The organism is Streptomyces sp. MZ04, from assembly GCF_004684775.1.
GTDB lineage: Bacteria > Actinomycetota > Actinomycetes > Streptomycetales > Streptomycetaceae > Streptomyces.
Map to the genome: position 1 here is coordinate 15,168 of NZ_SRIC01000067.1, position 16,157 is coordinate 31,324.

The 16,157-nt window shown below is 71.3% G+C and carries 15 protein-coding genes; 8 read left to right on the top strand and 7 right to left on the bottom strand.

The genetic code is table 11. The features are described 5' to 3' along the window. Nucleotides 1-32 precede the first annotated feature (32 nt). The 4 genes from E2651_RS16780 to E2651_RS16795 all read right to left on the bottom strand — a co-directional run bounded on the left by E2651_RS16780 (nucleotide 33) and on the right by E2651_RS16795 (nucleotide 3,312). Nucleotides 33-1,247 carry an ROK family transcriptional regulator gene (locus E2651_RS16780; protein ID WP_135331955.1) on the bottom strand — a complete coding sequence of 405 codons (1,215 nt, stop codon included), beginning with the start codon at nucleotides 1,245-1,247 and terminating at the stop codon, nucleotides 33-35. A gap of 245 nt (nucleotides 1,248-1,492) precedes the next feature. After that, complete coding sequence (locus E2651_RS16785; protein WP_135331956.1) at nucleotides 1,493-2,050, bottom strand: TlpA disulfide reductase family protein; 558 nt, start codon at nucleotides 2,048-2,050, stop codon at nucleotides 1,493-1,495. Between the two features lie 93 nt (nucleotides 2,051-2,143). Then, nucleotides 2,144-2,494 carry a hypothetical protein gene (locus E2651_RS16790; protein ID WP_135331957.1) on the bottom strand — a complete coding sequence of 117 codons (351 nt, stop codon included), beginning with the start codon at nucleotides 2,492-2,494 and terminating at the stop codon, nucleotides 2,144-2,146. A gap of 92 nt (nucleotides 2,495-2,586) precedes the next feature. Next, on the bottom strand, nucleotides 2,587-3,312 hold the full coding sequence (locus E2651_RS16795; RefSeq protein WP_135331958.1) for a hypothetical protein: 726 nt from the start codon (nucleotides 3,310-3,312) through the stop codon (nucleotides 2,587-2,589). Nucleotides 3,313-3,549: 237 nt separating this feature from the next. Between E2651_RS16795 and E2651_RS16800 the strand changes: the two genes are divergently transcribed. Then, nucleotides 3,550-3,879, top strand: coding sequence for a helix-turn-helix transcriptional regulator (locus E2651_RS16800; protein ID WP_135331959.1), 330 nt, complete (start codon nucleotides 3,550-3,552; stop codon nucleotides 3,877-3,879). Nucleotides 3,880-3,936: 57 nt separating this feature from the next. Here E2651_RS16800 and E2651_RS16805 read toward each other — a convergent pair whose 3' ends face one another. Then, the gene (locus tag E2651_RS16805) at nucleotides 3,937-5,016 is read right to left on the bottom strand and encodes a mechanosensitive ion channel family protein (RefSeq protein WP_167828812.1); all 1,080 of its coding nucleotides are present in this window, start codon (nucleotides 5,014-5,016) and stop codon (nucleotides 3,937-3,939) included. A gap of 266 nt (nucleotides 5,017-5,282) precedes the next feature. On the opposite strand from E2651_RS16805, the gene E2651_RS16810 reads away from it, so the two are divergent. Then, on the top strand, nucleotides 5,283-5,819 hold the full coding sequence (locus E2651_RS16810; protein ID WP_135331961.1) for an HNH endonuclease: 537 nt from the start codon (nucleotides 5,283-5,285) through the stop codon (nucleotides 5,817-5,819). Nucleotides 5,820-5,881: 62 nt separating this feature from the next. Here E2651_RS16810 and E2651_RS16815 read toward each other — a convergent pair whose 3' ends face one another. After that, a complete protein-coding gene (locus E2651_RS16815) occupies nucleotides 5,882-8,812 on the bottom strand; it encodes a beta-N-acetylglucosaminidase domain-containing protein (RefSeq protein WP_135331970.1) in 2,931 nt (976 codons plus the stop codon). A 297-nt stretch (nucleotides 8,813-9,109) separates the two neighbouring features. Between E2651_RS16815 and E2651_RS16825 the strand changes: the two genes are divergently transcribed. The 3 genes from E2651_RS16825 to E2651_RS16835 are packed head-to-tail and all read left to right on the top strand — an operon-like array spanning nucleotide 9,110 to nucleotide 11,748. After that, nucleotides 9,110-9,346, top strand: a complete 237-nt coding sequence (locus tag E2651_RS16825; RefSeq protein WP_135331963.1) for a hypothetical protein — start codon at nucleotides 9,110-9,112, stop codon at nucleotides 9,344-9,346. Continuing rightward, nucleotides 9,347-11,488, top strand: coding sequence for a 4-alpha-glucanotransferase (gene malQ / locus E2651_RS16830; RefSeq protein WP_135331964.1), 2,142 nt, complete (start codon nucleotides 9,347-9,349; stop codon nucleotides 11,486-11,488). Between the two features lie 20 nt (nucleotides 11,489-11,508). Continuing rightward, on the top strand, nucleotides 11,509-11,748 hold the full coding sequence (locus E2651_RS16835; RefSeq protein WP_135331965.1) for a hypothetical protein: 240 nt from the start codon (nucleotides 11,509-11,511) through the stop codon (nucleotides 11,746-11,748). 122 nt (nucleotides 11,749-11,870) lie between these two features. Here the strand turns inward: E2651_RS16835 and E2651_RS16840 are convergent, their stop codons facing one another. Then, entirely contained in the window at nucleotides 11,871-12,443 is a 573-nt protein-coding gene (locus E2651_RS16840; protein ID WP_135331966.1) for a TetR family transcriptional regulator, read from the bottom strand. A gap of 113 nt (nucleotides 12,444-12,556) precedes the next feature. Here E2651_RS16840 and E2651_RS16845 point away from each other — a divergent pair, with 113 nt between their 5' ends. The 3 genes from E2651_RS16845 (at nucleotide 12,557) to E2651_RS16855 (ending at nucleotide 16,090) form a co-directional block, all read left to right on the top strand. After that, nucleotides 12,557-14,026 carry an FAD-dependent monooxygenase gene (locus E2651_RS16845; protein ID WP_135331967.1) on the top strand — a complete coding sequence of 490 codons (1,470 nt, stop codon included), beginning with the start codon at nucleotides 12,557-12,559 and terminating at the stop codon, nucleotides 14,024-14,026. A gap of 213 nt (nucleotides 14,027-14,239) precedes the next feature. Next, entirely contained in the window at nucleotides 14,240-15,106 is an 867-nt protein-coding gene (locus E2651_RS16850) for a DMT family transporter (protein WP_245238901.1), read from the top strand. A 72-nt stretch (nucleotides 15,107-15,178) separates the two neighbouring features. Further along, complete coding sequence (locus E2651_RS16855; protein ID WP_135331969.1) at nucleotides 15,179-16,090, top strand: LysR family transcriptional regulator; 912 nt, start codon at nucleotides 15,179-15,181, stop codon at nucleotides 16,088-16,090. Nucleotides 16,091-16,157: the final 67 nt, after the last annotated feature.

A 16,157-nucleotide genomic window follows, 5' to 3' on the forward strand; every position in this document is an offset into this window, starting at 1 on the left:
GTTACGTCAGGGGGAAGTGCGGGACGACGGGATCAGCGCGAGGTGTCGAAGACCTCGTCGCGGGTGGCGGCGAGCGCGCTCTCCAACGCGCCGCGCAGCACGGGGTGTTCGGCGACATCGCCGACGACGAGACGGGGACGTGAGACGGCCAGCTCGTCGAGCTCGGCCTGGATCAGCTGACGCAGCGGCTCGCCACCGGCGGTGTGCAACGAGCCGCTGAGCACGACGAGTTCGGGGTCGAATACGGCGATGAGCGAGGCGAGACCGGTGGCGAGGCCGGTCGCGTACGTCTCCAGGAGCTGCCGGTGGGGCCCGTCGTCGACGGCGGCGGCCTGCGCGACGAGGGCGGCGGCGACATCGGCGTACGGGCCGTGGGGGATGGGGGAGATACCGAGGTCGCGGGCGAGCTTGGGGATCACCTGAGCGCCGGCCAGCTCCTGATAACCACCGCTGTTGGCCTTGGTGACCTGGCGTACGAGAGGGGCGCCGGGGACGGGCAGGAAGCCGATCTCGCCCGCGCCGCCGGTCCAGCCGCGATGCAGCCGCCCGCCGATGACGAGGGCGGCACCGAGCCCTTCCTGATTCCACAACAGCACGAAGTCTTCATGCTCTCTCGCCGCGCCGAGCCGCTGCTCGGCGATCGCGGCGAGGTTCACGTCGTTCTCGTACTCGACGGGCATCGGCAGCGCGGCCGCGAGCTCGTCGAGCAGGGTGGCGAAGTGCCAGCCGGGCAGGTGCGAGGCGTACCGCAGGCGGCCGGTGTTGGGGTCGAAGGCGCCGGGGGTGCCGATGACGAGGCGGTGCACGTCGGAACGGGTGAGCCCGGCGGCCTTCACCGCGCCGTCGAGGGCCTCGGTCACCTGCCGTACGACGGGTTCGGCGCGGCGGCCGGGCGTCGGGAGCCGGAACTCGCCGACGGTCTTGCCCGTGACGTCGGCGACGGCGGCGCGGATGCGGTCGGGATTGACGTCGAGTCCGGCGGCGTAGGCGGCGGCCGGATTCACCCCGTACAACTGGGCGTTGGGCCCTGGCCGGCCCTCGGTCGTGCCGGTGGCCTTGACCAGTCCCGCCGCTTCGAGGCGGGCGAGGAGCTGGGACGCGGTGGGCTTGGAGAGCCCGGTGAGCTTGCCGATCTTGGTGCGGGACAGGGGGCCGTGCGCGAGCAGCAGGTCGAGGGCGGCGCGGTCGTTCATCGCGCGGAGGACCCGTGGGGTGCCTGGTGTAGAGCCGCCGGTCGCGCCACCCATGAACTGCTCCTCGCCCTTGCGCCGTCCTGCACATGCCGTACTCGTGCTGTACGGACCGTATCGGCGCCGCACTGTTAGGAAACTTTCCTATTGGGTGTGAGGAAGGTATTGCGGCGTGACGGGGGCGTCAATAGCGGGGGCGGGGGCGGCAACCAAGTCGTTACCTGGGAGCGGGGCTTTGCTGGGCCGGTGCTGGTGTTCGTACCGGGGCCGCCCGGTTGTCAGCTACTTTTCCAACTGCCGGTTCACTCCTTCGTCAGCCGCGTCACTATCGACTTCACCTTCGACTCGGCGATCGGGCCGATGTACGACGCGGCGATGCGGCCCTTGCGGTCGAAGAAGAGGGTGTAGGGGTAATTCGTGGGAATGGCAAGGCCCTTGGGCATGTGGAGGAGCTTGCGGCCGGACGGGTCGTACAGGCTCGGGTAGGACAGCTTCTTGTCCTGCTCGAAGGAGCGGGCGTTGGACACGGACGCGTCCACGTTCATGCCCACCACGGCTACGCCCTCGCTCTTCATCTCCTTGTTCACCCGTGACAGGCCGGGCGCCTCCACGCGGCAGGGGCCGCACCACGACGCCCACGCGTTGACCACCACGACCTTGCCCCGGTAGTCGGCGAGATCGATGTTCTTGCTGTCCACCGTCTTGCCCGACCATGCCGGGGCCTGCTTCCGCTCGGCGGGCGCATAGGACTTCAGGGGGCCCTCCCGCTTCCCGCCGTCCGCGGACGGGCCCGAGGAGCACCCGCACGCAAGGGCCAGTAGGGAAACAGCGGTGGCCGTACGAAGCGTCAGTGTCTTCATGATCAGAGAGTCTGCCAGGGGGAGAGACGGGGAGAGAAAGAGGACCCGCACACCGTGCGGGTCCTCATCAGCGAGCGGCTGGGGGGCAGTTGGCTACTGGATGCCGCCGAACGCCTTCTTGCCCTTCACCGAGTAGCTGAAGACGATGTAGTACGAACCAGCCGGGTACTTCTTCCAGTTGGCCATCTTCGAGCGGTTCAGGTCGCGGTCCTTGACGGTCTGCATGAGGACGTCGTTCGAGCCGCCCTTGCCACCCACGACGCGGTACGCCTTGGCGGTGTACTTGTGGCGGCCGTTGCCCTTGATGCCGAAGTGCAGGAAGTGCTTGCCCTTGCTGACGTGGTGAGCGGCCGTCACCTGCTTGTGGCCCTTGGTCTTCCACGTGTCCTGCCAGTTGCTCGCCGCCAGCGCCTCACCCGTGGCGCTCAGGGCGATCGCGGCCACCGCCGCACCCACACCAGCGGTTCTCGCTATGCGTCCCATGTTCATCAAAGGCCCCGTTTTCTTCTCGATGCGGTCAGGTGAATGCGCCGAAATCAGCGGTTGTTGAGGCTGTACGACCAGTAGGAGCCGGCGGCCGTGTGGGAAGCGCGCAGGGTCCCGTCCTTGACGACCTTCTTGCCGAACGACTTCACCTGCGGGACTGCCCGGAAGGTGGCGCGGGCGGTGACACCGGACCCCTTGGCGACGGTCTTGACGACCTTCGGGCCGGAGATGGCGATCGCGGCGTTGGTGTTGACCACCTTGGACTTCGCGGACGGCTTGACGATCTTCTTCGCCTTGCCCTTCGACGCGAGCTGGTACTTGACCGTGACCCGCTCGCTGGTGACCGGGATGCCGAAGATCTTCTCGGTCAGCGTGTAGGAGATGGCGGTGGGGCGGTGCTTGCCCGTTCCACTGACGACCTTCGACGCGCGGGTGATCGAGACGGCCTTGTTGACGCTGACCGTCGACTTGCGGGCGCCGGTCTTGATGCCGCCCTTGCTGGAGCCGGAGAGCGCCAAGTACGCCTCGCGGTTCTGGAGCTGCTTGACGAACGTGGCCTGCTTGCCCTTCGGCAGTGCGCGGAACGCCACAAGGGTCTTGTGGGCCGCCGGGGTCTTCTGCTGCTTCAGGTACGCCTGGTAGCTCTTGACGGTGAGCTTGGCCGGCTTGGCCGCTGCCGCGTCATGGCTGTCGGCGAAGGCGGCGCCGACCGGAGCGGCGACGGCCAGAGCCGTGAGGGCTGCGACGGTGGTGGAACGAACGTTGCGGATGCGCACGAGATCTCCCCTGTGTTCCGTGATGTTGAGGCGTCACGAACGTAGGGATTCACGCAGCCGTCCGGCTATTGAATCTTCGGGCAGTGACCCATGGGGCACTGCCCGGCGGGGCAGTTCGGGGTTCAGGTCCCCTTCCGGCTATCGCGTGTTCATGTCAGTACCATCAGTTAAGTTGATCAACGACTGATGAGTTCACAGTTTGCTGATCATGGGGGAAGTGTGCTCAGAACTGGATCGATGAAGCAGGTCGTCCTCAACTGCCCATACCGGGACCCGGGACGCGACCCGATCGCGAAGACCGTCCGCCTCGACCGACTCACCGGCCGCGAGCGTCAGGTGCTGCTGTTGCTGGGCTCCGGGATGAACAACACGGAACTTTCGGGGGAGTTGCAGATCGCGGAGCGGACGGTCAAGGCGCACACCGCACGGGTCCTCGAGAAGCTGGAGCTGCCGTCGCGCCTTGAGGCGGCCGTGGTCTCGGTCCTGCTGCACGAGGCGCTGTGCGAGGACCCGGGTTGCGTACGGGGAGGGGGAGAGGCGGAGGACTCTCCCGCGTCTGCCGCGTAATGGCGGGGGCGCCCGGAGAGTTCCTCCGGGCGCCCCATCCGCGTACCGACCCTGCTTCTACTTCGAAAGGTTCGGCGGCGGTGCGATCGGTGACGCCGCCATCGACTGCGGGGACGTCGAGGACGCGTACGCGGAGGGGGCCGCGATGCCCGCCGAGGGGTCGGGGGCCGTCTCCTCCGTCGCCTGCAGCGGCAGGCCGCCCACGATGCGGATGCCCGTCGCGTCGAACGCCCGCTTGATGCGCCAGCGCAGCTCCCGCTCCACGCCCAGCGACTTGCCCGGCATCGTCTTCGCCGAGACGCGCACCACCATGGAGTCCAGGAGCACGCTGTCCAGGCCCAGGATCTCCACCGGGCCCCACAGGCGCTCGTTCCACGGCTCGTCCTTCGCCATGGTCTCGCCGACCTCCGTCAGCGTGGCCTTCACCTTCTCCAGGTCCTCGTCCGGACGGACCGTCACGTCCACGCCCGCTGTCGACCAGCCCTGACTGAGGTTGCCGATGCGCTTGACCTCGCCGTTGCGGACGTACCAGATCTCGCCGTTGTCGCCCCGCAGCTTGGTGACCCGGAGGCCTACCTCGATCACCTCGCCCGACGCGACGCCCGCGTCGATCGAGTCGCCCACGCCGTACTGGTCCTCCAGGATCATGAAGACGCCGGAGAGGAAGTCGGTGACGAGATTGCGCGCGCCGAAACCGATCGCCACGCCCGCCACACCGGCGGAGGCAAGCAGCGGGGCCAGGTTGATCTGGAAGGTGCCCAGGATCATCAGCCCGGCCGTGCCCAGGATCACGAACGACGCCACCGAGCGGAGGACCGAGCCGATCGCCTGCGAGCGCTGACGGCGGCGCTCCACGTTCACCAGGAGGCCACCGAGCGCCGTGCCGTCGACGGCCTGCGCCGTGCGGTTCATGCGGTCTATCAGCTTGGTGATGGCGCGGCGGACCAGCACCCGCAGGACGACCGCTATCGCGACGATCAGCAGGATGCGGAGCCCGATGCTGAGCCAGGTCGACCAGTTCTGCTCCACCCAGCTCGCGGCGTTCGTCGCGCTCTCCTGGGCGTCTTCCAGGGTCGGGGGCTTCGTCGACTTGTCGTCCGGGTCCGATCCGGCCGCAGACAGGACGGACAAGAGCACGGCAGGTACCTCCAGGCATAGCGGTCTGCCCAGAAGATGCACCGGGCAGAGACACCACACTAACGGGGCATTGTGTGTGGATCGTTGTCATGTTCGAGGGAGAGACGGTGTTCACCTGGGGAAGATGAGGGTGACGTACAGGTGTGGTCGAAAACACTCCGAGCCCGTTACCAGGACATGGTGGCGCTTGGACCAGGCATGAGGGGAGACTGGCTACAGATCGTCCCGGCGCGAGCCACGCGCCGCCGGCGTACAAGGAGGCATCCGTGCCGCACGTCCTGGTCCTCAATGCGTCGTACGAGCCATTGGGTGTCGTACCGCTCCGCCGCGCGCTCGTCCTCGTCCTGGAGAACAAGGCTCTCTGCCTCGAGGAATCCGGCGCCTTCATGCACAGCGCAACGCGCACTGTCCCCGCACCCAGCGTGGTCCGCCTCAAGCGGTTCGTCCGGGTCCCTTACAGGGGGCCCGTTCCTCTGACCAGGCGGGCGCTGTTCGCCCGCGACGGCGGTCGGTGCATGTACTGCGGTGGCGTCGCAACCAGCGTCGACCACGTCATTCCGAAGAGCCGAGGCGGCCCGCACGCCTGGGAAAACGTGGTGGCGTCCTGCCGCCGCTGCAATCACGTCAAGGCCGACCGGCACCTACTGGAGTTGGGATGGCGCCTGCGTCACAAGCCCGCGCCGCCCTCGGGGCTCGCGTGGCGCATCATCGGGACCGGGCATAGGGATCCGCGCTGGCTGCCGTACTTGCAGCCGTTCGGCGCGGACGACGCGATGGCCCGGATCGACGGCATTTCTGCCTAGCAAATGATCCGGGCCTTTGTTGTACGTGTAGGTGTTCGCGTACGTGTTTGTGTACGCGGTCGTCAGTCGTCGGCGACCGCGTACGCCTCCACCGACCACAGCGAGTAACCGAAGCGCGTCGCCCGCTTGTCGCCCTGCACCCGGATGTAACGGGTGTCACGCGCGTCCATGCGGACCGCCTCGCGGCCGCCCTTGCCGTCCTTCACGGTCGCCGCCGTGCGCCAGGTCCTGCCGTCGGCCGACGTCTGCACGCGGTAGCCCGCCGCGTACGCGTCCTGCCAGCGAAGGACCACCTGGCCGAGCCGGACCGGCTCCGCGAGCTCCAGCTGCCACCAGGCGCCGTCCTCGGCAGGGGACGACCAGCGGGTCTTCGGGTCGCCGTCGTTGGCGCCGGACGCCGGGAAGTCCTTCGTCTCGTCGCCCGACGAGGACGCCTTCGCGCCGCGCGCCAGATCGCGGCCCTCGGTGCGCGGGAAGGCGCGGATCGAGACCGTCCTGGTCTGGCCGTCGAACGTGACGGGAATCTCGTACGTCCCCGAGCGCGTGCCCGCGGGGACGGTCACGTCCACCGGCACGTCCACCTGCGTGCCGCGCGGCAGCGTGGACCGCTGCGGGGTGCGGACCTCGATGCCCTTGGGGGCCTTGGCCGTGACCTCGCCCTTCACATCTCCGGGGCGCAGCGAGAGCAGCCTGGCCGTGACGCGCTGCGGGCCGCCGCCGATCTCCGCGTCGGCCTCCGTGCGGGCCAGCGAGAACTTGGCGGCGGGGGAGTCGGCGTACCAGGGAACGACATGGCGGACGGTGCCTTCGGTGACTGTGACGCGGACGGCGTCCGCCCGCTCGTCCTTGGCCTCGGCCTCCGTGAAACCGCTGGCGGACAGGGCGCCGATGCGGCGCCAGCCCTCGCCGGGGACGTGCGCCTCGACGCTGCCCTTGGTGCCGGGGTCGGTCAGCGCCGTCACCGCCGCGAGGGGGCGGGCGCGGGGCACGCGGACCGTCGCGCGGTCCGACGCCTCGTCGTTGTCGAGCCCCGCCCAGGTGCCGTACGCCTTCTGCGCCCGCGCCAGGAAGGGGTCCAGGACGCCCTTGCCGACGGTCACCTGCGCGGTCTTCAGCTCCTTCTGGAGTCCGGCCAGGGTGCGCGAGGCGCGCCAGGCGCCGGCGCCGTCGCCCCTGGACTGCGCGCGCAGCATGTCGACCGCCGTCTCGCCGGCCTCGCCATAGCGCGCCAACTGCTCGATCCAGGGCCCGACCTCGGTGTCCAGACCGCTGTCGGCGAGCCGCCGCGGCGCCTCCTTCATGACGGTGAACGCGTCCCGCAGCGCCTGCCCCGACTTCTCGGCGCGGGGCCTGTCGGTCGTCGTACGGGCGCGCCAGAAGTCGTCCATCAGCGGCCGCAGATACGCCGACTCGTCCGCGCCGAGCACGGAGGACGCGTCATTGCCCGCGAGGGCGCGCAGGGCGCCCCGCGCCTTTGTGTCGCCGCCCGAGAGGTCGTCGATCGCGGCGAGCCAGGACTCGTGCGGGCGGTAGGCGCGGGGGTTCCACGCGTAGTCGGCGGCGGTGAACAGCGGGATGCGGGACGCGGAGGGCTGCTCCATCGCGTTGCCGAGCAGCGCCGCCGAGCCGGTGGCCACGGCGGGCTCGCGGCCGGTGTAGGGGCCGAGGAAGATCCGGTCCTGTGCGAAGTCGTTGACCGGGTAGTTGTCCATCGTCACCAGCGGGTGCGAGCCGAACGCCTTGCGGGCGCCTGCCAGTTCACGCCCGGTGATGGTCTTGGGGACCACACCCACGCCGGTCCAGGCGACCTCGATGCCGCCGTCCAGCGCGTCCGCGATGGCGTCGCGGTACTCGGTCGAGCCGTCCTGGAAGTACTCGGTCGGCATGAGCGAGAGCGGCTTCGCGTCCGGGTGGCGCTCGGCGAGGTGCGCGGCGACGGCGTTCGCGACCCGGGCCTGCGCCTTCGCGGCGGCCTCGGGACCCGAACCGAAGGTCTCGGCGTCCTCGTCGCAGTGCCACTCGCTGTAGCTGACGTCCTGGAACTGCAGCTGGAAGGCGCGCACGCCGAGCGCCCACATCGCGTCGATCTTGCGGTTGAGGGCCTTGACGTCCTTGTCCGACGACATGCACATGGCCTGGCCGGGGGCGACGGCCCAGGCGAGCGTCACGTGGTTGCGCTTGGCGCGGTCGGCGAGGGCGCGGAAGTCGGCGCGCTGGCCGGCGGGGTACGGCTCACGCCAGCGGGCCTGGCGGTAGAGGTCGTCGCCCGGCGCGTAGAGGTACCGGTTCTGCTTGGTCCGCCCCATGAAGTCCAGCTGGTCCAGGCGCTGTTCGCGGGTCCAGGGAGTGCCGTAGAAGCCCTCCGTCATGCCACGGACGGCGGTGCCCGGCCAGTCGCGGATGTTCACGCCGGGGATGGTCTTCCCGGTACGCAGCTGCTTCAGGGTCTGTACGCCGTGGAAGAGGCCGTCGTCGCCCGCTCCGGAGAGGGCGACGGTCTCCTGCCCGGCGACGCGGCCCACCGCGAGGCGGTAGCCGCCGGAGGGCAGGTCGCGGCGGTCGCGGGCGCGGAGGGCGCGCAGGGCCTGGTCGGCGCCGGTGCCGTCGACACGGACGATCAGGCGGCCGCCGCCGACGGGGAGCCGCTCCCCGTCCTTCACCTCGGTGATCTCACGGGCGCCCGCGTCGCGCAGGAGCGTGCGGAGGGCTTCCATGGCGTACGGGTCCGGGGCGTGGCCGTCGGTCGCTCCCGTGACGATGAGGACCTCGTCGGTGACGGTGACCGGTGCTCCGGCGGCCGTCATCGACTGCGGGCGGGGCCAGACCGGGGGGAGGGCGCCGTCGGACTCCCGGTCGTCGTCCGGGGTGGTGGCGGGGGCGCCGGGCTGTCCCGGGATGCCCGGGGCCGCGACGGCGCCGGGGGCGCCGGTGAGTGCGCCTGCGATGACGGCGACGGCGATGGCGGCCGCGCCCTTCCTGCGCCGCAGCTGCACGGCCCTCTCCTTGTTGTCTTTTGTGGTGATGATCACGTGTGGTGCGTTTGTTGTCTCAGGGTGTCACTGAGCCCACCACCTGGGTGGTGGGAGTGTCAACGGCGGTGGGGGTTGTGGGGGGTTTCTCCCTTCTCCGGCCCCGCAGCCGCGGGGCCGCCCCGGAAAGGAAGATCTTGCGGGGGGCGTGCCCTAGGGGAAACGAATGTGAGTACGCGCACGTTCATACAACGGATATGTCTGCGAACCCCCTCGCTGGGTAGGGCTGCGATGACCTGCCCCCTGAAAAGGAGCTCCCACGTGGCCGCTTCCGCGAATCTCCTCCTCTCCGCCCTCTCCAAACAGGTCTCGAACCCCGACTCGGGACTCGACGGCTCCTGCTCCTGCGGCTGCCTCGAACCGCCCCTGACCAGCGAGCCGCCGCTCGCTGACGCCGCCCCCCTGACCAGCGAGCCGCCGCTCGCCGACGCCGCCCCGCTGACCAGCGAGCCGACCTCCACCGGCACGGCCTCGGGCCTGGACTACATGGGGGTCTAGATGCCCCCACCCGGAGCTGCCACCGGTGAACCGTCCGGGCTTTCACGCCTCGCCGCCCGCCATGGCGTGGCGACTTCCTACTCCCCGTCCCCGGACCGCACGGTCCCGGCCGCGGACGCCGCCGTCGTCGCGGCCCTGGCCGCCCTGGACGTGGACGCGAGCACCCCCGAGGCGATCCGGGACGCCCTCGAGGCGTACGAGGCCGAGCGGCGGGCACGGCTGCTGCCGCCGACGCTGGTGGTGTGGCAGGGCGGGCCCGAGCAGGCCGTGCCCTGGGCGGATCTGCCCGGCGGGACACGCCTGGCGGTCCGCACCGAGCAGGGTGAGCGCCTGGAGTGGAAGACGCCGGGCGAGCCGCCGACGCCGCTTCCGCGGGGCGTGCACCGGATGCGGGCCACCGTCCCCGGCGGGCAGAACGCCGACGCGCATCTCATCGTCGCCCCCTACCGCCTCCCGGCCCCGCCCGAGCGGACCCACGGCCTGCTGGTCCAGCTCTACTCCCTGCTCTCCGCCCGCTCCTGGGGCATGGGCGACCTGGGAGATCTGGCCGAGCTCGCCGCCTGGTCCGGGCGGGCGGCAGGCGCCGGGTTCGTGCAGATCAACCCCTTGCACGCCGCGGTCCCCAAGCCGTCGGACGGACCGTCGGACCCCTCGCCGTACCGCCCCTCGTCGCGCCGCTTCCCCGACCCCGTACATCTGCGCATCGAGGAGATCCCCGAGTACGCGTACCTGCGGGGCGAGGCCCGCGACCAGGTCGCCGCGCTCTCCCGGCAGGGCGCCCGCCTGCGTGAATCAGTCCTCCACGAGGGCGAGTTGATCGACCGTGACGCGGTCTGGGCGCTCAAGCTCGAAGCCCTCGAACTGATCGCGGAGGTCCCGCTCGGCCCCGGGCGGAGAGCCGCCTACAACGCGTTCCTCGCCGAGCACGGCGAGGACTTGGAGGACCACGCCACCTGGTGCGCGCTCGCCGAGCGGCACGGCCCCGACTGGCACACCTGGCCGGCCCCGCTGCGGGACCCGGCCTCGTCCGCGACCGCCCGCGCCCGCCGCGAGGCGATGGACCGCGTGGACTTCCACTGCCGCCTCGCCTGGCTCACCGACGCCCAGCTCGCCACCGCGCAGCGCGCCGCGCGCGAGGCGGGCATGGGCATCGGCCTCGTGCACGACCTCGCGGTCGGCGTGCACCCCGGCGGCGCCGACGCGTGGGCCCGGCAACGGCACTTCGCCGCCCGCATGTCGGTGGGCGCCCCGCCGGACGCCTTCAACGCGCGCGGCCAGGACTGGGGTCTGCCGCCCTGGCGCCCCGACCGCCTCGCCGAGTCCGGATACGCCCCCTACCGCGCCCTCCTGCGCGGACTGCTCCGGCACGCGGGCGCGCTCCGCGTCGACCACGTGATGGGCCTCTTCCGCCTCTGGTGGGTCCCCGAAGGCCACGCGCCCACGGAGGGGACGTACGTCCATGACGACGCGGAGGCGATGCTCGCGGTCCTCTCCCTCGAGGCGCACCGCGCGGGCGCGCTCGTCATCGGCGAGGACCTCGGCACCGTGGCGCCCGGCGTCCGCGAGACCCTGCGCGGGCACGGCCTGCTGGGCACCTCCGTGCTCTGGTTCGAGCGGGACTGGGAGGGAACGGGGCGGCCGCTGCCGCCCGAGCGATGGCGAGCCGACTGCCTGGCCACCGCCACCACGCACGATCTGCCGTCCACCGCCGCCCGCATCACCGGCGAGCACGTCCGACTCCGGCACCACCTGGGCCTGTTGACCCGCCCGGCGGAGGTGGAGGGGGTCGCGGCGGCGGCCGACGTGCGGGAGTGGCTCGGGCTGCTCGCCCGGCTCGGCATGCTGCCGGGCGGCGGCGGACACGAGGAGGACGAGATCCGCGCCGTCCACCGCTTCCTGCTCGCCACCCCGGCCCGCATGGTGGGTATCTGGCTGCCGGACGCGGTCGGCGACCGCCGCCCGCAGAACCTCCCCGGCACCCTGGACGAGTATCCGAACTGGCGGCTGCCGATCACGGACGCCGACGGTCGCCCCGTCACCTTGGAGGAACTGGCCGCGTCACCCCGTCTGCACGCGTTCATGGACGTCTTCCGCACGCGCAAAGAGCCCCATACGGCACCCCCGGGCGCGCGGCCCGTTTAGCCGTTCGCTACGTTGGCACCGTGGACAAGAAGAACGCCCTGCGCGCCGGCGCCCTGGCTTCCGGTACGACGCTGATGATGCTGCTCATGTCGTCCCCCGCGCTCGCGCTCAATCGCGACGACGGTGACGACCCGGGTCCGGGCCTGAGCGTGATCGACACGCTCGGCCTCTATGTCGTGGCGCCCATCGTGCTGTTCCTGGTGATCGCGGGCCTCGTGATGGTCGGTGACAAGACCCGCAAGCAGGAGAAGCAGGGCTGACGCCGCACTTCACTTCCTGAGTCTCCGTAGGGGGCGCTCTTCATCGACGTACGCGATGCATGCGTACGTACGTCGATGAAGAGCGCCCCCTACGTGTTTTTCAGGGCTGCTTCAGGGCTGCTTCAGGGCTGCTCTGCCGTCAGATAGCGCTGCACCGTGGGGCCGAGCCAGTCCGCGATCTCCTCGCGGGTCAGCTCGACGGCCGGCGGGAACCGCAGCACGTACCGGGTCAGGGCCATGCCGAGGATCTGTGAGGCGCAGAGCCCGGCGCGGGCCGGGGCGGCGGCGGGGTCGGGGCAGACGCTCAGGGCCACCGGCAGGAGCTGCTGCCGGAAGATGGCCTGGGTGCGCTCGGCGCCCGCCGTGTTGGTGATCCCCGCGCGGAGCAGCGCGGTGAGCACGTCGCCCTCGTCCCAGATGTCGATGAAGTGGGTCACGAGCACCCGCCCGATGTCCTCGCGCGGCGTGCGCGTGAGGTCAGGAAGGCGCAGGTCGACGGTCATCGCCGCCTCGAAGAGGCCTTCCTTGCTGCCGTAGTAGCGCATCACCATCGACGGGTCGATCCGCGCGTCCTTGGCGATGGCGCGGATGGTCGCGCGCTCGTACCCGTCGGCCGCGAACCGCTCGCGGGCCGCGGCGACGATGGCGGCGCGGGTGCTGTCGGAACGGCGTGCGGCCGGGGGCGTCGAAGGCATGCCAACAAGCGTAGGCCAACACCTGTTGACAGTCCAGGGCGGCAGTTCTACGTTAGCCAACAAGCGTTGACCAACAAACGTTGACCAACAACCGTTGGCACCAGGAGGCAGCCATGAACGGCACGACCGAGAACCTGGGCACCACCACCACCGACCCCGCCGTCATCGTCGTCGGTTCCGGCCCCACCGGCCTGCTGCTCGCGGGCGACCTCGCCGTCGCGGGCGTACCGGTCACGGTCATCGAGAAGCGCGCCCCCGGGATCAGCAACCTCTCCCGCGCCATGGTGCTGCACGCCCGCACCCTGGAGCAGCTGGACGCCCGTGGTCTCGCCGACGAGGTGGAGGCCAAGGGGGAGGCGCTCGGCGCGCTGCGCATCTTCCGGCACCTCTCCCTCGACCTCGAAGAGCTGCCCTCCCGCTTCCGCCACGTCCTCGTCCTGCCGCAGTACGAGGTGGAGAAGGTCCTGAAGCGGCGCGCGGACGACGCCGGAGTGCGCTTCGAGTACGACACCGAGGTGACGGGCCTGACGCAGGACACGGACGGGGTGCGCCTCGAAGTCCGCGGCGCCGAAGGGGAGTTGAGCGCGCGCCGGGCCGCCTACGTAGTTGGCGCGGACGGGCTGCACAGCGGGGTGCGCGAGGCGATCGGCCTGCCCTTCCCCGGCAAGTCCGTGATCCGCTCGCTCGTCCTGGCCGACGTCAGACTCGCCGAGAAGCCCGCCTCGATCCTCACCGTGAACGCCGCCGGTGACGCCTTCGCCTTCATCGCGCCCTTCGCCGACGGCTACTACCGCGTCATCGGCTGGAACCGCGCCCGCGACGTCCCCGACAGCGAGCCGCTCGACCTCGACGAGGTCAAGGAGATCGCCCGCAGCGCGCTCGGCCGCGACTACGGCATGCACGACGCCCGCTGGATGTCCCGCTTCCACAGCGACGAGCGGCAGGCGCCCGCGTACCGGGTCGGCCGGGTGTTCCTCGCCGGCGACGCCGCGCACGTGCACAGCCCGGCGGGCGGCCAGGGCATGAACACCGGCCTCCAGGACGCCGCGAACCTCGGGTGGAAGCTGGCCGCGGCGGTCGAAGGGCGCGCCCCGGAAGGGCTGTTGGACAGCTACCAGGCCGAGCGGCACCCCGTCGGCAAGGCGGTCCTGCGCAGCAGCGGCGGCATCGTCCGGCTCGCGATGGCCAAGCGCCCCTGGACGCTGGCAGCCCGCGCCGCGGTCGCCGCGTTCGTCAACCGCGTCCCGCGGGCCCGCGCCGAGCTGCTCGGCCAGGTCACGGGCATCGGCTACACCTACCCGGCACCCAAGGGCGCCCACGCCCTCACCGGACGCAGGGTCCCGGACGTCGCGCTCAAGGAGGGCAGGCTCTACGAGGCGCTGCGCGAGGGCGAGTTCGTACTGATCGTCCCGGAGGGCGTGGAGCACGAGCAGGCCTCGCGCGGCCGTGCCGTGGTGGCGCACTGGGCCGGCGACCGGCGCACGACGGTACTGGTCCGCCCCGACGGGTACGTGGCGTGGGCGGCGGAGGAGGCGGACGCGGGCGTGGTGGGGGCGGCGCTCGCGGAGTGGGGAACCGACTAGAACCGTTCGGTTCGACTTAACGGAGCAGTCGAAAAGTTTCGATGGACCTGACGGGTAAGGGGGTGCGACGGTAGTCCGGCAACCAACACCCCCCGGGCCGCCCGGGAGAGAGACAAGGGATACGACGTGACTGTCCTGGACCGGCCCCCCCTCCCCACCGCGTCGACCGCGACGACGAGCGAGCCGAAGGGCGCGGCGCGGGCCGCCCGCCCCATCGGCGTCGGCCTCGCCCTCGCGGCGCTCGCCACGGTCGTCTGGTCGGGCAGCTTCGTCACCTCCCGGGCCCTGCACGACAGCGTGCCGCCCATCCAGCACGCCTTCTGGCGCTGGATCATCGCCATCGTGGCCGTGGCGCCGTTCGCGGCACGGCGGACCTGGCGCCAACGGGCCCTGCTCCGCGAGCACTTCCGCTTCCTCCTCCTGGCGTCCTTCCTGGGCATCACCGTCTACAACACCCTGGTGAACCAGGCGGCGATGACCACCACCGCGGGCAACATGGGCATGATCATGGCCGCTTCACCGGTCCTGATGGCGGTGTACGAACGTGTCGGCGGCACGCGGCTCGGGGCGCGCCGCGTGACGGGCATGCTGATCGCCTGCGCGGGCGTCCTGATCCTGGTGTCGGGTGGCTCCCTCTCGATGGACTTCGCGGTCGGCGACCTGTGGGTGATCGCGGGGGCGATCTCCTTCGGCTCGTACAGCGCGCTGCTCAAGCGCAAGCCCGCCGAGATCGGCGGACTGCCGTTCCTCTTCGCGGCGTTCGTGCTCGGCGCGCTGATGCTGCTGCCGGTGTTCGTGGCGAGCTATGTCATCCAGGGCGGTTTCGAGCCGACGGCCGGGACGGTCTCCCCGCTCCTCTACGTCGGTGTGGTGTCGTCGGCGGTGGCCTTCTTCGCCTGGAACAAGGCGATCTCGATCATTGGCGCGGCCCGCGCCGGAGTCGTCTACTACCTCCAGCCGGTGTGCGTGGCCCTGCTCTCCTTCGCGGTGCTCGGCGAGGCCATGGGGTGGCTGCAGGTCATGTGCATGGGGCTGATCCTGGGCGGGGTCGTGCTGGGCTCCGCGGGCCGGGCGAGGTGACGCGGCGCCACGCGGGGGTGCGGGGCGATGCTGCGGGCTGACCGGCGCGGCCCGGTAGGTACGTTGGCTTCCATGAGCGAGTGGGACATCAAGAAACTGCAGATCCTGCGTACGTTGAGCGAGCGGGGCACGGTGACCGCGACGGCGCAGGCGCTGCGGATGACGCCGTCGGCGGTGTCGCAGCAGCTGTCCAACCTCGCCAAGCAGCTGGGGGTGCCGCTGCTCGAGGCGCACGGGCGCCGGGTGCGTCTGACGGACGCGGCGCATCTGGTCCTCCGGCACGCGGAGGCGGTCTTCGCCCAACTGGAGCGTGCGGACGCGGAGTTGGCGGCGTACGCGCACGGGGAGGCCGGGGAGGTGCGGGTCGGGGCGTTCTCGACGGCCGTGCCCGCGCTCGTCGTGCCGGCGGTGCGGGCGCTGCGGGCGGCGGCGCCGGGGATCTCGGTGCGGGTACGGGAGGCGGAGGCGGCGGAGGCGTACGAGCTTCTGGCGGCGGGGGAGGTGGACGTGGCGCTGTCCCTCGCCGTTCAGGCGCCGGCCTCGCCCGACGCGGACACGCGCTTCACGCGGGAGTCGCTGCTCGCCGACCCGCTGGACGTGGCGCTGCCCGGGGATCATCCGCTGGCGTCGGCCGAGGGGCTGCGGCTTGCCGATCTCGCGGGCGAGCCGTGGATCTTCGGGGGGAGCGGGCCGTGGTCCGAGATCACGCGGGCGGCGTGCGAGGGCGCGGGCTTCTCCCCGGAGCAGGCGCACTCCGCCTCCGGCTGGACGGCGATCCTCGCCATGGTGGAGGCGGGGATGGGAGTGGCCCTCGTGCCGAGGATGGCGGCGGCGCGTCGTGACGGCGTGACGATGCGAGAACTCTCCGCCGACAGGCCTCGCCGCCATGTGGTGGCGGCGGTCCGTCGCGGGGCGTCGGCGGGGGCGGCGATCTCCCGAGTCCTCACAGCCCTCCGCGAGGCGGTTCCTGCGCGGGTCCCGTAGCCGGGGGCCTCGGCGCCTTCGCCTGCGGGCCGTGGACGACCTGACCGCGCTTCGCGCGGATTCTTCC